Origin of the sequence: Croceibacterium sp. TMG7-5b_MA50 (assembly GCF_039830145.1) — a bacterium.
Lineage (GTDB): Bacteria > Pseudomonadota > Alphaproteobacteria > Sphingomonadales > Sphingomonadaceae > Croceibacterium.
Genome location: NZ_CP156082.1, coordinates 2322331 through 2336173, shown reverse-complemented (window position 1 = coordinate 2336173; position 13843 = coordinate 2322331). Strand labels below are relative to the sequence as shown.

16 protein-coding genes are annotated in these 13843 nt (G+C 68.6%); 13 read left to right on the top strand and 3 right to left on the bottom strand.

All coding sequences use genetic code 11. The features are described 5' to 3' along the window. Positions 1–136: 136 nt before the first annotated feature. Positions 137–1876, top strand: a complete 1740-nt coding sequence (locus V5740_RS11055; protein ID WP_347302532.1) for a gamma-glutamyltransferase family protein — start codon at positions 137–139, stop codon at positions 1874–1876. A gap of 17 nt (positions 1877–1893) precedes the next feature. Here V5740_RS11055 and V5740_RS11050 read toward each other — a convergent pair whose 3' ends face one another. Beyond that, entirely contained in the window at positions 1894–2919 is a 1026-nt protein-coding gene (locus V5740_RS11050) for a quinone-dependent dihydroorotate dehydrogenase (protein ID WP_347304508.1), read from the bottom strand. A gap of 389 nt (positions 2920–3308) precedes the next feature. Here V5740_RS11050 and V5740_RS11045 point away from each other — a divergent pair, with 389 nt between their 5' ends. The 9 genes from V5740_RS11045 to manD all read left to right on the top strand — a co-directional run bounded on the left by V5740_RS11045 (position 3309) and on the right by manD (position 10517). Next, positions 3309–3725 carry an SUF system Fe-S cluster assembly regulator gene (locus V5740_RS11045; protein ID WP_347304507.1) on the top strand — a complete coding sequence of 139 codons (417 nt, stop codon included), beginning with the start codon at positions 3309–3311 and terminating at the stop codon, positions 3723–3725. Beyond that, positions 3722–5221, top strand: coding sequence for a Fe-S cluster assembly protein SufB (gene sufB, locus V5740_RS11040; protein WP_347302531.1), 1500 nt, complete (start codon positions 3722–3724; stop codon positions 5219–5221). Before V5740_RS11045 ends, sufB begins: the two co-directional genes overlap by 4 nt. Beyond that, positions 5218–5757 carry a DUF559 domain-containing protein gene (locus V5740_RS11035; RefSeq protein ID WP_347302530.1) on the top strand — a complete coding sequence of 180 codons (540 nt, stop codon included), beginning with the start codon at positions 5218–5220 and terminating at the stop codon, positions 5755–5757. Before sufB ends, V5740_RS11035 begins: the two co-directional genes overlap by 4 nt. After that, the gene (gene sufC / locus V5740_RS11030; protein ID WP_347302529.1) at positions 5741–6481 is read left to right on the top strand and encodes a Fe-S cluster assembly ATPase SufC; all 741 of its coding nucleotides are present in this window, start codon (positions 5741–5743) and stop codon (positions 6479–6481) included. Before V5740_RS11035 ends, sufC begins: the two co-directional genes overlap by 17 nt. Then, on the top strand, positions 6481–7227 hold the full coding sequence (locus V5740_RS11025) for a SufD family Fe-S cluster assembly protein (protein WP_347302528.1): 747 nt from the start codon (positions 6481–6483) through the stop codon (positions 7225–7227). The genes sufC and V5740_RS11025 overlap by 1 nt, the downstream gene beginning before the upstream one ends. Then, positions 7224–8411: a cysteine desulfurase gene (locus V5740_RS11020; RefSeq protein WP_347302527.1), complete on the top strand. Its 1188-nt coding sequence runs from the start codon at positions 7224–7226 to the stop codon at positions 8409–8411. Before V5740_RS11025 ends, V5740_RS11020 begins: the two co-directional genes overlap by 4 nt. Next, positions 8408–8860 (top strand): SUF system Fe-S cluster assembly protein, encoded by a 453-nt coding sequence (locus V5740_RS11015; protein ID WP_347302526.1) that lies wholly within the window; start codon positions 8408–8410, stop codon positions 8858–8860. Before V5740_RS11020 ends, V5740_RS11015 begins: the two co-directional genes overlap by 4 nt. Then, a complete protein-coding gene (locus V5740_RS11010; protein WP_347302525.1) occupies positions 8860–9219 on the top strand; it encodes an iron-sulfur cluster assembly accessory protein in 360 nt (119 codons plus the stop codon). Before V5740_RS11015 ends, V5740_RS11010 begins: the two co-directional genes overlap by 1 nt. 89 nt (positions 9220–9308) lie before the next feature. Next, a complete protein-coding gene (gene manD / locus V5740_RS11005; RefSeq protein ID WP_347302524.1) occupies positions 9309–10517 on the top strand; it encodes a D-mannonate dehydratase ManD in 1209 nt (402 codons plus the stop codon). 1 nt (position 10518) lies between these two features. On the opposite strand, the gene V5740_RS11000 is transcribed toward manD, so the two are convergent. Together V5740_RS11000 and V5740_RS10995 are read right to left on the bottom strand one after the other, a co-directional pair. Next, a complete protein-coding gene (locus tag V5740_RS11000) occupies positions 10519–10971 on the bottom strand; it encodes a tRNA (cytidine(34)-2'-O)-methyltransferase (RefSeq protein ID WP_347302523.1) in 453 nt (150 codons plus the stop codon). 15 nt (positions 10972–10986) lie between these two features. After that, on the bottom strand, positions 10987–11715 hold the full coding sequence (locus V5740_RS10995; protein WP_347302522.1) for an FCD domain-containing protein: 729 nt from the start codon (positions 11713–11715) through the stop codon (positions 10987–10989). A gap of 106 nt (positions 11716–11821) precedes the next feature. Between V5740_RS10995 and V5740_RS10990 the strand changes: the two genes are divergently transcribed. From V5740_RS10990 to V5740_RS10980, 3 genes are all read left to right on the top strand, one after another. Next, positions 11822–12682 (top strand): 2-dehydro-3-deoxygalactonokinase, encoded by an 861-nt coding sequence (locus V5740_RS10990; RefSeq protein WP_347302521.1) that lies wholly within the window; start codon positions 11822–11824, stop codon positions 12680–12682. Next, the gene (locus tag V5740_RS10985; protein ID WP_347302520.1) at positions 12679–13308 is read left to right on the top strand and encodes a 2-dehydro-3-deoxy-6-phosphogalactonate aldolase; all 630 of its coding nucleotides are present in this window, start codon (positions 12679–12681) and stop codon (positions 13306–13308) included. The genes V5740_RS10990 and V5740_RS10985 overlap by 4 nt, the downstream gene beginning before the upstream one ends. 170 nt (positions 13309–13478) lie before the next feature. Next, positions 13479–13829, top strand: coding sequence for an endonuclease domain-containing protein (locus tag V5740_RS10980; protein ID WP_347302519.1), 351 nt, complete (start codon positions 13479–13481; stop codon positions 13827–13829). Positions 13830–13843 lie beyond the last annotated feature (14 nt).

The following is a 13843-nucleotide window of genomic DNA, read 5'->3' as shown; positions in this document are numbered from 1 at the left end:
ACAAGGCGGGGTGCGACGGGTTAAGCGACCGTCGGGGCGCGGGCAAGCGGGCGTATCCGATCGGGCACGCTGCCTTGCACCATCGGCCTGCCTGCCCCATGCAGCCCGTAACCGGATCGCGACAGGGGACACGAAGATGGCACGGCTGGGCACATGGGCGGCGCTGGCGGGCGCATGGGCGACGACGGCCTGCGCGACATTGCCGGCGGCAGCGCCTTTGACAACGGAACCCGCCATCACCCGGGCGGACGCGCGCCAGCCGCAGATCTTCGTCTCGGCCGCCAATCCGCTGGCGGTGGAAGCGGGGATGGCGGTCCTGCGCCGTGGCGGCAGCGCGGCCGATGCGGCGGTCGCGATGCAGGCCATGCTGTCGCTGGTGGAGCCACAGAGCAGCGGCATGGGCGGCGGCGCTTTCCTGACCTGGTTCGATGGCGAGACGGGGGAAGTGTCCATCTATGACGGGCGCGAAACCGCCCCGGCGGGCGCCACACCGGACATGTTCCTGGACGACAATGGACGCCCCCTGCCGTTCCCCGCCGCCGTCACCAGCGGTCGCGCCACCGGCGTTCCCGGCGCGGTGGGGATGCTGTCCGTCGTGCAGGCGGAACATGGCGCGGTGAGCTGGGACAGCCTGTTCGCCGATGCGATCCGCACGGCGGACGACGGCTTCACCGTCACCCCGCGTCTCGGCCGGATGCTGACGGGCCGTTACCCGCAATTGCAGGCGCCGGATGTGCAGGCCTATTTCGGGGAGGCGGACGGCACGCTGGTCGATCCCGGCGATACGCTGCGCAACCCCGCTTATGCCGCCTTCCTGCGCCGGCTGGCAGCGCAGGGCGTCGATGCGCTGTATCGCGGGGAGACCGCGCAGCGCATCGTGGCGCGCACGACCGCCGGCCCGCTGCCAGGCACGATGACGCTGACCGACCTCGCCGAATACCGGCCGGTCAAGCGCGACGCGCTGTGTGGCCGGTACCGCGTCTATCGCGTCTGCGTACCTCCGCCGCCCTCGAGCGGCGTCGGCATGCTGCAATTGCTCGCCCTGCTGGAACGGACCGACATCGCGGAGCGCGGCCCCGAGGACCCACAGGCCTGGTTCCTGTTCGCGGAGACGAGCCGGCTGATGTATGCCGACCGCGACTTGTATGTGGGCGACAGCGCCTTCGTCGATGTGCCGGTCGCCGGGCTGCTCGACCCTGCCTACGTCGCCGATCGCGCCGCGCTGATCGGCGTGACCGCAGGCCCGCCTCCCGCCGCCGGCACGCCGCCGGGCGCTCCGCCGCGTCGGGCCGACCGCACGCGGGAGCCGGCGGGTACGTCCCACTTCATCGTCGGCGATGCGGCGGGCAATGTCGTGTCGATGACCACCACGGTGGAATCGATCTTCGGCAGCGGGCGGATGGTCGATGGCTTCTTCCTCAACAACCAGATGACCGATTTCGCCTTCGATCCGGTCGCGCCTGACGGCGCGCCGGCGGCCAACGCGGTGGCGCCGGGCAAGCGTCCGCGTTCGTCCATGACGCCGCTGGTGCTGATCGATGGGGAGGGCCGCTTCGCCGGGGCGTTCGGCTCTGCCGGGGGCAATGCGATCCTTGCCTATGTGGGCAAGAGCATGGTCGGCGCGATCGACTGGGGCCTGTCGACGCAGGAAGCGCTGGCGCTGCCCAACCTGGTTGCCAGGGGCGAGGCGTTCCAGGGCGAGGTGACGAAGTTCTCCGCTGATGTGTTGGCCGGGCTGGCGCAGCGCGGCGTCACGGTGCGTCCGGGCCAGGGTGAGGATTCGGGCGTCCACGCGGTGATGACCCGCGATGGCGTGTTCGACGGCGGCTACGACCCCCGGCGCGAAGGGCGCGCGGTGGCGGAGACCCTGCCTTAGGGCCCTGCCGCGTTGGGCTATTCGGTGCCCACGGCCTCGGCGATCGTGGCGAACCCGTCGCGGTGCATCAGCCGTTCCAGGTCGTCGGCGATGGTGCGGGCGATGTTGGGGCCGCGGTAGACCAGCGCACTGTACAACTGCACCAGGCTGGCGCCGGCGCGGATCCGCTGCCAAGCATCGACGCCGCTGGTGATGCCGCCGACGCCCACCAGCGGGATCTCGCCGCCGGTCGCGCGGCGAAAGTCGCGCAACGCCTGCAATGCCAGCGGCAGCAGCGGCGCGCCCGACAGGCCGCCGGTCTCCGCCGCCTGCACCGACTTCATCGGCGGGCGGGTGATCGTGGTGTTGGACACGATCAGCGCACCCAGCCGCCGTTCCAGCGCGATGCGGGCGATGTCGTCGATGTCGGCTGGCTGCAGGTCGGGCGCGACCTTCAGGAACACCGGCGGGCCGTCGGCTCCACGGGCGGCCAGCACCGCGTCCAGCAGCGCGCCCAGCGCCCCCGCATCCTGCAATGCGCGCAGGCCGGGGGTGTTAGGGCTAGAGACATTGACCGCCAGATAGGTGGCGAACGGCGCCATGACCCGCGCCATGTGGCTGTAATCGGCGATCCAGTCAGGCGAGTCCTTGTTGGCGCCAAGGTTCACGCCGACGATGCCGGTTCCGGTACGCCGCGCCAGCCGCGCCGCCGCCGCCTCCGCCCCGCCATTATTGAAACCCATGCGGTTGACCACCGCCCGATCAGCCGCCAACCGAAACAGGCGGGGCTTCGGATTGCCCGCCTGCGGGCGCGGGGTGATGGAGCCGACCTCCACGAAGCCGAAGCCGGCGCCCAGCATGGCGTCGGGCACGCGCGCATCCTTGTCGTACCCGGCGGCAAGGCCCACCGGATTGGGGAAGCAAATGCCGGCCACGTCCGTTGCCAGCGGGCCGGCAACGGGCGGTGGCCCTGCCGGGCGGTGTTCGAGCCATTTCAGGGACAGTTCGTGCGCCTGTTCGGGGTCGAGCGTGAACAGGGCAGGCCGGAGCAGGCGATAGAGCATGGTGGCCGCGCCTATGGCAAAGCCGGCCTGTTCTGTCGATTGCCGCGACCGGGTGCCTTCCATCGGTCATAAATGCCGGAATCGGGCGAAATGGCCGGAAAAACGCTGGCAAACGTTACCACTGCAATAGTCTGCCTCTATCGATTGTCGCATTTCTACAAGCCGCGCCGGGTCGAATCGGGTACATCACCCTTGCGACCCGAAGGGCTCGAAGCAGCAATGCGGCGAGTTCTCACTTTCAAGCGGCCCCGCCATCCGTGGCGCGGGCCGCTTTTTTTGCGCATTGCAGCCGTTGAAAAGGCAGGCCACGCGGCTTAGGTGAAATCGGACCGCAGCGGTCCTATTCGGATTCGCTGCCCCTTCTGCCACTTCCGGGATCCGTGAACGCCGTGCGCCTGTCCAACCTTGCCGATTATGCGGTAGTCGCGATGACCGCGGCGGCGCGCCAGCCGGCGGGGGTGCGCTTTTCGGCGGCCAGCCTGGCGGCGGAGACGCAGGTACCGTTGCCGACCATGCAGAAGCTGGCGGGCAAGCTGGCCGCGGCGGGCCTGCTGCAATCCGAACGCGGCGCGCGTGGCGGCCTGCTGCTGGCGCGCCCGGCGGGGGAGATCACGCTGGCGCAGATCGTGGAGGCCGTGGATGGCCCGATCGCGTTGACCAATTGCACGCAGCACCAGCGCCACGAATGCGCGCTGGACGGCTGCTGCACCGTGCGCCCGCACTGGGGCGCTGTGAACGATGCCCTGCGGGGGGCGCTGGCCGATGTGCCGCTGACCCGCCTGGCACAGATGGAAGTACCGGCATGAGCGAGAACGTCCTGACGACCGACGCCCCCGAGGTGACCGACCGCGCCGCGCGCGAAGCTGCGGCGAAAGCGGCCGAATATGAGTTCGGCTGGTCGAGCGAGATCGAGACCGAGTTCGCGCCCAAGGGCCTCAGCGAGGATACGGTCCGCTATATCTCCGCCAAGAAGGGCGAGCCGGAATGGATGCTCGACTGGCGGCTGAAGGCGTTTCGCCTGTGGCAGATGATGCAGGCGCCCGACTGGGCCAAGCTGAACATCGCGCCGATCGATTACCAGGACGCGTATTACTACGCCGAGCCCAAGAAGAAGCCGACGATCGAGAGCCTGGACGAGCTCGATCCGGAAATCCGCGCCGTCTACGACAAGCTGGGAATCCCGCTGGCGGAGCAGGAGCTGCTGGCCGGCGTCGAGGGCGCGCGCAAGGTGGCGGTGGATGCGGTGTTTGACAGCGTCAGCGTCGCCACCACCTTCCGGGAGGAGCTGAAGAAGGCGGGCGTCATCTTCCTGTCCATCAGCGAGGCGATCCGCGAACATCCCGATCTGGTCCGCAAGTGGCTGGGCCGGGTGGTGCCGCAGCGCGACAATTTCTTCGCCACGCTGAACAGCGCGGTCTTTTCCGACGGCACCTTCGTCTACATTCCCGAAGGCGTCCGCTGCCCGATGGACCTCAGCACCTATTTTCGCATCAATGCGGAGAATACCGGGCAGTTCGAACGTACGCTGATCGTCGCCGACAAGGGCAGCTACGTCAGCTATCTGGAAGGCTGCACTGCGCCAATGCGGGACGAGAACCAGCTGCATGCCGCCGTGGTGGAGCTGGTCGCGCTGGAAGACGCGGAGATCAAGTATTCCACCGTCCAGAACTGGTATCCCGGCGATGCCGAGGGGAAGGGTGGCATCTACAATTTCGTGACCAAGCGCGCGCTGTGCCAGGGCGCCCGCAGCAAGGTCAGCTGGACGCAGGTGGAAACCGGCAGTGCCGTGACCTGGAAGTACCCGTCCTGCGTGCTGAACGGGGAGGACAGCGTGGGCGAGTTCTACTCCGTCGCCGTGACCAACAATTACCAGCAGGCCGACACCGGCACCAAGATGATCCACAACGGGCGCGGATCGCGCTCCACGATCATCTCCAAGGGGATCAGCGCGGGCAAGTCGAACAACACCTATCGCGGGCTGGTGCGCGTCGCCGCCAATGCGGAAGGCGTGCGCAACTTCACCCAGTGCGACAGCCTGCTGCTTGGCGACCAGTGCGGCGCGCACACCGTGCCCTATATCGAGGTGAAGAACCCGTCAGCCCAGATCGAGCACGAGGCGACCACCAGCAAGATCAGCGATGACCAGCTGTTCTACGCCCAGCAGCGCGGGCTGGAGACTGAGGCGGCGGTGGCGCTGATCGTCAACGGCTTCGCCAAGGAAGTGCTGAAGGAACTGCCGATGGAATTCGCAGTCGAGGCGCAGAAGCTGCTGGCGATCAGTCTTGAGGGGAGCGTGGGGTGACCGAACGCAAGACCCTGGGCCTGCGCGCCGCCACGGCGGAGCCTGCCATCAAGAAGAAGGGCCGCGGCTGGGAGATCAGCGATGCGCGGCTGGACCAGCTGCACGACCGCGCGCGCGACATGAAGCGGCATCCGACTGAAGCGCACAAGGCGCTGGCCGACCGGTTCGCCACCGCCGATTTCGGGCAATATAGCTGGAAGCAGTTTCCGGTGATCGGCAGCGCCATCGTCGATTTCGCCTGCCTGCAACTGGGCATGGCGATCGCCATCGATGAAGAGGGCGATCCGCTCGCCACCCGGCGCGACAAGTCGCTGGAGGCGGTCGGCATCCGCACCATGCATCTGAAGGCGGAGGAGATCCTGACCGATCTCGACGCGGTGCTGCCGCGCATCGCCGCGGGCATGCGCATGCGGATCGGCGACAAGCAATCGGCCCGCCGCGCGCATCACCAGGCCAATCCCAACCAGACATCGGGCCGCACTTATCGCGGGCCCCGCAAGAACACCGACAGGACCCCCAATGCTCGTAATCGATGACCTCCATGCCGAGATCGACGGCAAGCCGATCCTCAAGGGCCTGACCCTGACGGTCAATGCCGGGGAGGTTCACGCGATCATGGGCCCGAACGGCGCGGGCAAGTCCACGCTCGCCTATGTGCTGGGCGGCCGGCCCGGTTACGAGGTGACGGGCGGCTCCGTCAGCTTCAACGGGCAGGACCTCCTCGACATGGAACCGCATGAGCGGGCCGCCGCCGGCATGTTCCTGGGCTTCCAGTACCCGGTGGAGATCCCCGGCGTCAGCAATGTGCAGTTCCTGCGCGAGGCGCTGAACAGCCAGCGTAAGGCCAACGGACTTGATCCGCTGTCGGGCGGCGACTTCCTGAAGCTGGCGCGGGAGAAGGCCGGGCTGCTCAGGCTCGACATGGAGATGCTGAAGCGTAACGTGAATGTCGGCTTCTCCGGCGGCGAGAAGAAGCGGGCGGAGATGGTGCAGATGGGCATCCTCGACCCCGCGTTCGCCGTGCTGGACGAGACCGATAGCGGCCTCGACATCGATGCCCTGCGCGTGGTGGGCGAGGGGATCAATGCCATCATGCGCCGGCCGGATAAGGCGGTGCTGCTCATCACGCACTACCAGCGGCTGCTCGATTACGTGAAGCCGGACCATGTGCATGTGCTTGCCGCCGGGCGCATCGTCACCAGCGGCGGGCCGGAACTGGCGCAGCGGCTGGAGCACGAGGGTTACGAGGCAGTCGCGTGATGGCCACGCTTCCCACAACGCGTGACGAGAACTGGCGCTACGCCGATGGCGCGGTGCTGGCGGCGCTCGATCCCGATGTGCTGGAGCAGTGGGACGACTTCGACGTACCCGCCGGCGAGAGCGCCCGACGGACCATCAAGGCCGGCGGTGCCGGACCGGAGCTGATCCGCGTGCGCGTCACCGTGGGTGACGGCGCCACTGCGGAGCTGTTCGCGGTGGTCGCGGGCGAGGCCTATGCCCGGCTGGAGGTGGTCGTGTCGCTGGGCAAGGCTGCGCATTTCCAGTTCGGCGGCGTCACCATCGGCGGCGGCGATGCCGTGCGGGAGATCGTGACCCGGATGGACCATGCGCTGCCGGACGCGACCAGCGACCAGGTGATCCGCGCGGTCCACTGGGACAGCGCAACCGGCAATTTCCTAGGCAGGATCGACGTCGCGCGCCATGCGCAGAAGACCGACGCCGCGCAGGATTTCAAGGGCCTGCTGCTGGAACGCGGTGCGGCGGCGAATGCCCGGCCGGAGCTGGAGATATACGCCGACGACGTGAAGTGCGCCCACGGCGCCTCCATCGGCCAGCTGGACGAACAGGCGCGGTTCTACATGGCGGCGCGCGGCCTGGCGCCGGACGTTGCCAAGCGGCTGCTGGTGCAGGCCTTCATCGGCGACGCCTTCGCCGCCCTCGAGGACGAAAGCGAGCAGGCCCGGCTGATGGACATCGCGCTGGCGGCGCTGGGGGACCGGGCGTGAGCGAGGCCACGCTCCTGTCGCGCAAGGCCGACTTTCCCGGCCTGCTGACCGGCAGCGGCGGGCCGTGGCATTACCTCGACACCGCCGCCACCGCGCAGAAGCCGCAAGTGGTGATCGACGCGGTGACGAAGGCGATCGGCGCCGATTACGCCACCGTGCATCGCGGGGTCTATGGCCGCTCGGCCGAGATGACGCTGGGTTACGAGGCGGCGCGGCGGCGCGTTGCGGCGTTCATCGGCGGCAAGGAAGACGAGCTGGTCTTCACCCGCGGCGCGACGGAGGCGATCAACCTGGTCGCGCGCCAATGGCCGGACAAGGGCCGCGTGCTGGTCTCCGCCCTGGAGCATCATTCGAACATCGTGCCTTGGCAGCTCGCCGGCTGGCAGGTCGATGTCTGCCCGCTGACCGCCGATGGCCTGATCGACCTCGACGCGGCGGAGCGGATGCTGACGACGGAGCACCGGATGGTGGCCTTCGCCCATGTCTCCAACGTGCTGGGCAGCGTGCTGGACGCGCCCCGCGCGGCGGAGCTGGCGCACAATGTTGGTGCGCTGCTGCTGCTGGACGGGTGCCAGTCCGCCGCGCGCCTGCCGGTGGACGTGGCGGCGCTCGGCTGCGACTTCTACGCGCTGTCGGGCCACAAGCTGTACGGGCCGACCGGGATCGGCGCGCTGTGGGGCCGGGCCGAGCTGTTGGACCGCATGCCGCCATGGCAGGGCGGCGGGTCGATGATCGAGAAGGTGACGTTCGCGAAATCCACCTACCTGCCCGCGCCCACCCGGTTCGAGGCGGGCACGCCGGCCATCGTCGAGGCGATCGGTCTTGCCATGGCGTGCGATTACGTGGACGCGATCGGGCGCCCGGCGATCCACGCGCATGAGGCGAAGCTGGTGGCGCAGTTGCGCGATGGGCTGCGCCAGCACAACGACATCACGCTGTTCGGGCCGGAGGACAGCGCCGGGATCGTCTCCTTCGCGATGCATGGGGTTCACCCGCACGATCTGGGCACCATATTGGACGAGGAGGACGTCGCCATCCGCGCCGGGCATCATTGCGCCCAGCCGCTGATGGAGCTGCTGGACGTGCCGGCCACGGCCCGCGCCAGCTTCGGCCTCTACAGCGACGAGGACGACGTCGCCGCGCTGCTGCGCGGCATCGCGCGGACCAGAAGGATCTTTGGATGACCCCGGACGAACAGCAACTGGCGAAGCCCCCCCGCGCCCGCGTGTCGGATGCGCCGCTGCCGGAAAGCGAGGCTCCGCGCGAGAAGGATTATCTCGCCGGCTTCCTGGCGCAGAAGCCGGTGGAACAATCGGCGGGCGAGCCGGGCGGCGAGATGTACGATGCGGTGATCGAGGCACTAAAGGACATCTTCGACCCCGAGATTCCGGTGAACATCTACGATCTGGGTCTGATCTACGGCGTCGACATCACCCCTGATGCGGACGTCGCGATCACCATGACGCTGACCACCCCGCATTGCCCGGTGGCCGAGACCATGCCGGGCGAGATCGAGCTGCGCGTCGGCAACCTGCCGGGCGTCCGCGATGCGCAGGTCAACGTCACCTGGGATCCGCCATGGGACCCGTCCAAGATGAGCGACGAGGCGCGCCTCGAACTGGGGATGCTGTGATGGCGACGACTGCACCTGCTCGCGCGCGGCCTGCCGCGGTGACCCTGACGTCCTCGGCGGAGGCGCGCATCGCCGAACTGATGGGCAAGGCGCCGGCCAACGCCATCGGCGTGAAGCTGTCCACGCCCCGGCGTGGCTGCTCGGGCCTCGCCTATTCGGTCGATTACGTGACCGCGGAACAGGCGTTCGACGAGAAGATCGCCACGCCCGGCGGCACCTTCTACATCGATGGGGCCAGCGTCCTGTATCTGGTCGGCAGCACGATGGACTGGGTGGAGGACGACTTCACCGCCGGCTTTGTGTTCACCAACCCCAACGCCAAGGGCGCCTGTGGCTGCGGCGAGAGCTTCATGGTCTGAGTTAGCGCTAACAAGAACGATCTTGCCAGCGCCGGGCAGGCCAACGTACATGCTCCCCATCGGCTGAATGCCGGAAGGGGAGAGCACCTGTGAAGATCACCTCCGCCCGCGTCATCGTTACCTGTCCGGGGCGCAACTTCGTCACCCTGAAGATCGAGACGGACCAGGGCGTTCACGGCATCGGCGACGGTACGCTGAACGGGCGGGAACTGTCGGTGGTCTCCTACCTGGAAGACCACGTGATCCCCTGCCTGATCGGGATGGACCCACGCCGGGTCGAGGACATCTGGCAGTACCTCTATCGTGGGGCATACTGGCGGCGCGGTCCGGTGACGATGCGCGCCATCGCGGCGGTGGACGTGGCGTTGTGGGACATCAAGGCGAAGATGGCCGGGATGCCGCTCTATCAGTTGCTGGGCGGGCGCAGCCGCGACGGCATCATGGTCTATGGCCACGCCAACGGCGCCGACATCGACCGCACGGTGGCGGCGGTCGCCACCTATATCGACATGGGCTACAAGGCGATCCGGGCACAGAGCGGCGTGCCGGGCGTGGAGAAGGCCTACGGCGTCAGCGGCGGGACGCTGCATTACGAGCCCGCCGATGCCGACCTGCCGACCGTGACCGGCTGGGATACCCGCAAGGCGCTGAATCACGTGCCGCAATTGTTCGCCAGGCTGCGCGACACGTTCGGCTTCGATTACCACCTGCTGCATGATGCGCATCACCGCTACACCCCGCAGGAAGCGGCGAACCTGGGGAAGATGCTGGAGCCATACCAGCTGTTCTGGCTGGAGGATGCGACCCCGGCGGAGAACCAGGAGGCATTCCGCCTGATCCGCCAGCACACGGTGACGCCGCTCGCCGTGGGGGAGATTTTCAATTCCATCTGGGATGCGAAGGACCTGATCCAGAACCAGCTGATCGACTACATTCGCGCGACCATCGTGGGCGCGGGCGGGCTGACTCATCTGCGCCGCATCGCCGACCTTGCCGGCCTGTACCAGATCCGCACCGGCTGCCACGGGGCGACCGACCTGTCGCCGGTCACCCTAGGCACCGCGCTGCATTTCGACACCTGGGTGCCCAATTTCGGCATTCAGGAATATATGCGCCATACGGAGGAGACCGACGCGGTCTTCCCGCACGATTACCATTACAAGGATGGATACCTGTTCTGCAGCGAGCAGCCGGGCCATGGCGTCGACATCGACGAGGAGCTGGCGGCCAAGTACCCGTATCAGCGCGCCTACCTGCCGGTCGCGCGCCTTGCCGACGGGCAATTGTGGAATTGGTGAGCTAGCCCGGCAGGCCGCCGGTCTGCCGCAGCGCCTCCCCCAGCGCCAGCGTCACGGAGGTGGCGAGATTGAGGGAGCGGACCTCGCGCCGGATGGGAATGCGCAGCATCTCATCCACTACCTCCGCCACATGCGCCGGCACGCCGGCGCTTTCCTTGCCGAACAGCAGCACATCGTCAGGGCGGAAGGCGAAGGAGTAGGGCGAGGCGGTCGCGCGGGTGGTGAACAGCACCAGCCGCCGGCCCGCGACCGTCTGCCGGAAGGCACCGAACCCGGCGTGCCGGGTCACGCCGACATGATCGATGTAATCCATCGCCGTGCGCCGCACGCGGCGGTCGTCCCACTGGAAGCCCAGCGGCTCGATCAGGTCGATGTCCGCGCCTAGGCACGCGCCCAGCCGCAGCACCGCGCCGACATTGCCGGCGATCTCCGGTTCGAACAAGGCGACACGCATGGCGGAGGGCGCCGACTATTCCTCGGCGTCGCCGATCAGCGCCAGCACGTCGCCGATCAGCCGCTGCATCGCCACCCGGCTGCCCGCCGCATCGCGCGCGGCGATCGCGTCGGCCACCGCCGTATGATCGGCGATGCTGGCGGTGCGGCCCTTGATCCGGTTGGTGAAGCGGATGGAGGTCCTGAGCGCCGTTGCCACCATCTGCTGGAACTGGGCATAGAACGGATTGCCCGACGCGCGCAGCACCGCCATGTGGAACGCGATGTCCGCCTCCAGCGGGTCGCCGTCGCCCGCATCGGCCCGCTCCATCCGGTCGAGCCCGTCGCGGATCGCGGTAAGGTCCTCTGCCGTGTGGTGCAGCGCGGCCAGCGCCGCCGCCTCCGGCTCGATCGCGATGCGCAGCTGGTTGAACTGGCGCAGCAGGTCGATGGAGAACTTGCGTTCCAGCAGCCAGCGCAGCACGTCGGTGTCGAACAGGTTCCAGCTCGACGGTGGCTGCACCACCGTGCCCTGCCTGGGCCGCGCGCTGACCAGCCCCTTGGCCGTCAGCATCTTCACCGCCTCCCGCGTGACGGAGCGGCTGACGCCGAAGGTCTTGGCGATCTCCGCCTCGGTCGGGAAGGGCCGCGTCTCGTACCGGCCGACGACGATCGCCTTGCCCAGCGTGTCGAGCATGCCGTGGGTCAGGTTGCGGCCCAGCACCAGATTGGGCGCGGGGCGCAGGCTTGTGAGATCGCTGTCCATTGGTGGCGCTTTTGCCGCATCCGCCGTCGTCTGTCACGCCGCCGCAACTGGACGGGCGGCGGTTATCGTATAAATGCGGGACGGCAAGAGAGGGGCACCATCCGCCATGTTCATCGCCGCCGACTGGGGCACCACCAACCGCCGCATCTACCTGATCGACGCTGACGGCGCGGTGATCGACACGCAGCGTGACGATCGTGGGGCGACCAGCGTGGCGGACTATCCGGCGGAGGTCGCGGCCATCCGCGCGCGCTTCGGCGATCATCCCCTGTTGCTGGCCGGCATGGTCGGATCGAATATCGGCTGGCGCGCCGTCCCCTACGCCGCCGCGCCCGCCGGGGCGGAAGATCTGGCCGCCGCGCTGGACGAGGTGGCGCCGGGCGTGTTCATCGTGCCGGGCGTATCCTGTGACATCGCTGGCCGTGCGGACGTGATGCGGGGCGAGGAGGTGCAGCTACTGGGCGCGGTCGCCAGCGGCGCCGTGCCGCCTGACGCGCTGCTGTGCCAGCCGGGCACCCATTGCAAATGGGTCGAGCTGACAGGTGGCCGCATCGGCCGCTTCGTCACCGCGATGACCGGCGAACTGTTCGCCCTGCTGCGCGGCCACGGCCTGCTGGCGGCGCAACTGACCGGGCAGGTGGCGGACGGTCCCGCTTTCCGCGCCGGGGTCGCGGAAGGGGCGCGGCGTGACCTTGCCGCCAGCCTGTTCGCGATCCGCGCCGCCGGCGTGCTGGGCCTGCGCGCCGATGCCGATGCCGCCGCGCATTGCAGCGGGCTGCTGATCGGCGCCGATGTCGCCGCCCGATTGGAAGAGGCGGGCGGGCAGGCGGTCCATATCCTGTCCGATCCCACACTCGGCGGCCTGTACCACGCCGCCGTGGCCGAACTGGGCGGCACCGCCCATCTGCATGACAGCCAGCCCGCCTTCCTGGCGGGGATCACCCGCATCCGGGAGCTTGCCCAATGAATATTCATCGCGACACCTTCGACGCCGCCTTCGCCCGCTGCCCGCTGATCGCCATCCTGCGCGGCGTGAAGCCGGACGAGGTGGAGGCCATCGGCGAGGAACTGGTCGCCGCCGGCTTCACGATCATCGAGGTGCCGATGAACTCGCCCGATCCGCTGGACAGCATCGCCAGGCTGGCGAAGCGGCTGGACGGCCGTGCGGTGATCGGGGCGGGCACGGTGCTGACGGTGGAGCAGGTCGCGGGCGTGGAGGCCGCCGACGGCACGCTGGTGATCGCGCCCAACGCCGATACGGCGGTGATCGCGGAGGCCGCGCGCCGCGGCCTGGTCGCGCTGCCAGGCATCGTCACCCCGACGGAGGCGTTTGCCGCGCTCGCCGCCGGGGCCGCCGCGCTGAAGCTGTTCCCGGCGGAGGCTGCCAGCCCCGCCGTGCTGAAGGCGATGCGCGCCGTCCTGCCCGCCGGCACCCGCGTGCTGCCGGTGGGCGGCATCGCGCCGGACAATATGGGTCCGTGGAACGCGGCGGGCGCGGCGGGCTTCGGCCTCGGTTCCGCGCTCTATGCCAAGGGGCTGAGCGCGGCTGAGGTGCGCGCGCGGGCCGACGCCTTCATCGCCGCGCTGGGGTAACGCTGCCTGTTCGCCGGCAATGTCCTTTATGGGTGGAGAGCGGACACTGCTTTTAGCCGAGGCGGCTTAATCCTCCCCATCGCAGATGGGGAGGGGGACCACCCGCAGGGTGGTGGAGGGGTATGGCACGGCGCACGACAGTCCTGACCGCCCGACGCTTACGCCGGACGATGACCAAGCCGGAACTGATGCTCTGGGGCGTGCTGCGCACCCGTTCGGCGGGTCTCAAGTTCAGGCGACAGCATCCGGTCGGGCCCTTCGTGCTCGACTTCTACTGCCCGGCCTGCCGCATTGCTGTGGAGGTGGACGGCATCGTCCACGACATGGGCGACAATCCGGCGCGCGACATCGACCGGGATAGCTGGTTGCGACAGCAGGGGATTGAGGTCATCCGCATTGCCGCAGCAGACATCCTGAACGACCTGGACCGCGTGGCCGGCGCCATCGTCAGATGCTGCGCCACACCCCTCCACCAGCCTGCGGCTGGTCCCCCTCCCCATGCTGCGCACGGGGAGGACTGAAGGCCCGCTAAGGG

What these genes read in the sequence shown, in the direction of transcription:
- V5740_RS11055 (WP_347302532.1), top strand. Translation starts at nt 137, where the DNA reads ATGGCACGGCTGGGCACATGGGCGGCGCTGGCGGGCGCATGGGCGACG.
- V5740_RS11050 (WP_347304508.1), bottom strand. Translation starts at nt 2,919, where the DNA reads ATGCTCTATCGCCTGCTCCGGCCTGCCCTGTTCACGCTCGACCCCGAA.
- sufB (WP_347302531.1), top strand. Translation starts at nt 3,722, where the DNA reads ATGAGCGAGAACGTCCTGACGACCGACGCCCCCGAGGTGACCGACCGC.
- sufC (WP_347302529.1), top strand. Translation starts at nt 5,741, where the DNA reads ATGCTCGTAATCGATGACCTCCATGCCGAGATCGACGGCAAGCCGATC.
- V5740_RS11025 (WP_347302528.1), top strand. Translation starts at nt 6,481, where the DNA reads ATGGCCACGCTTCCCACAACGCGTGACGAGAACTGGCGCTACGCCGAT.
- V5740_RS11015 (WP_347302526.1), top strand. Translation starts at nt 8,408, where the DNA reads ATGACCCCGGACGAACAGCAACTGGCGAAGCCCCCCCGCGCCCGCGTG.
- V5740_RS11010 (WP_347302525.1), top strand. Translation starts at nt 8,860, where the DNA reads ATGGCGACGACTGCACCTGCTCGCGCGCGGCCTGCCGCGGTGACCCTG.
- V5740_RS11000 (WP_347302523.1), bottom strand. Translation starts at nt 10,971, where the DNA reads ATGCGTGTCGCCTTGTTCGAACCGGAGATCGCCGGCAATGTCGGCGCG.
- V5740_RS10995 (WP_347302522.1), bottom strand. Translation starts at nt 11,715, where the DNA reads ATGGACAGCGATCTCACAAGCCTGCGCCCCGCGCCCAATCTGGTGCTG.
- V5740_RS10990 (WP_347302521.1), top strand. Translation starts at nt 11,822, where the DNA reads ATGTTCATCGCCGCCGACTGGGGCACCACCAACCGCCGCATCTACCTG.
- V5740_RS10985 (WP_347302520.1), top strand. Translation starts at nt 12,679, where the DNA reads ATGAATATTCATCGCGACACCTTCGACGCCGCCTTCGCCCGCTGCCCG.
- V5740_RS10980 (WP_347302519.1), top strand. Translation starts at nt 13,479, where the DNA reads ATGACCAAGCCGGAACTGATGCTCTGGGGCGTGCTGCGCACCCGTTCG.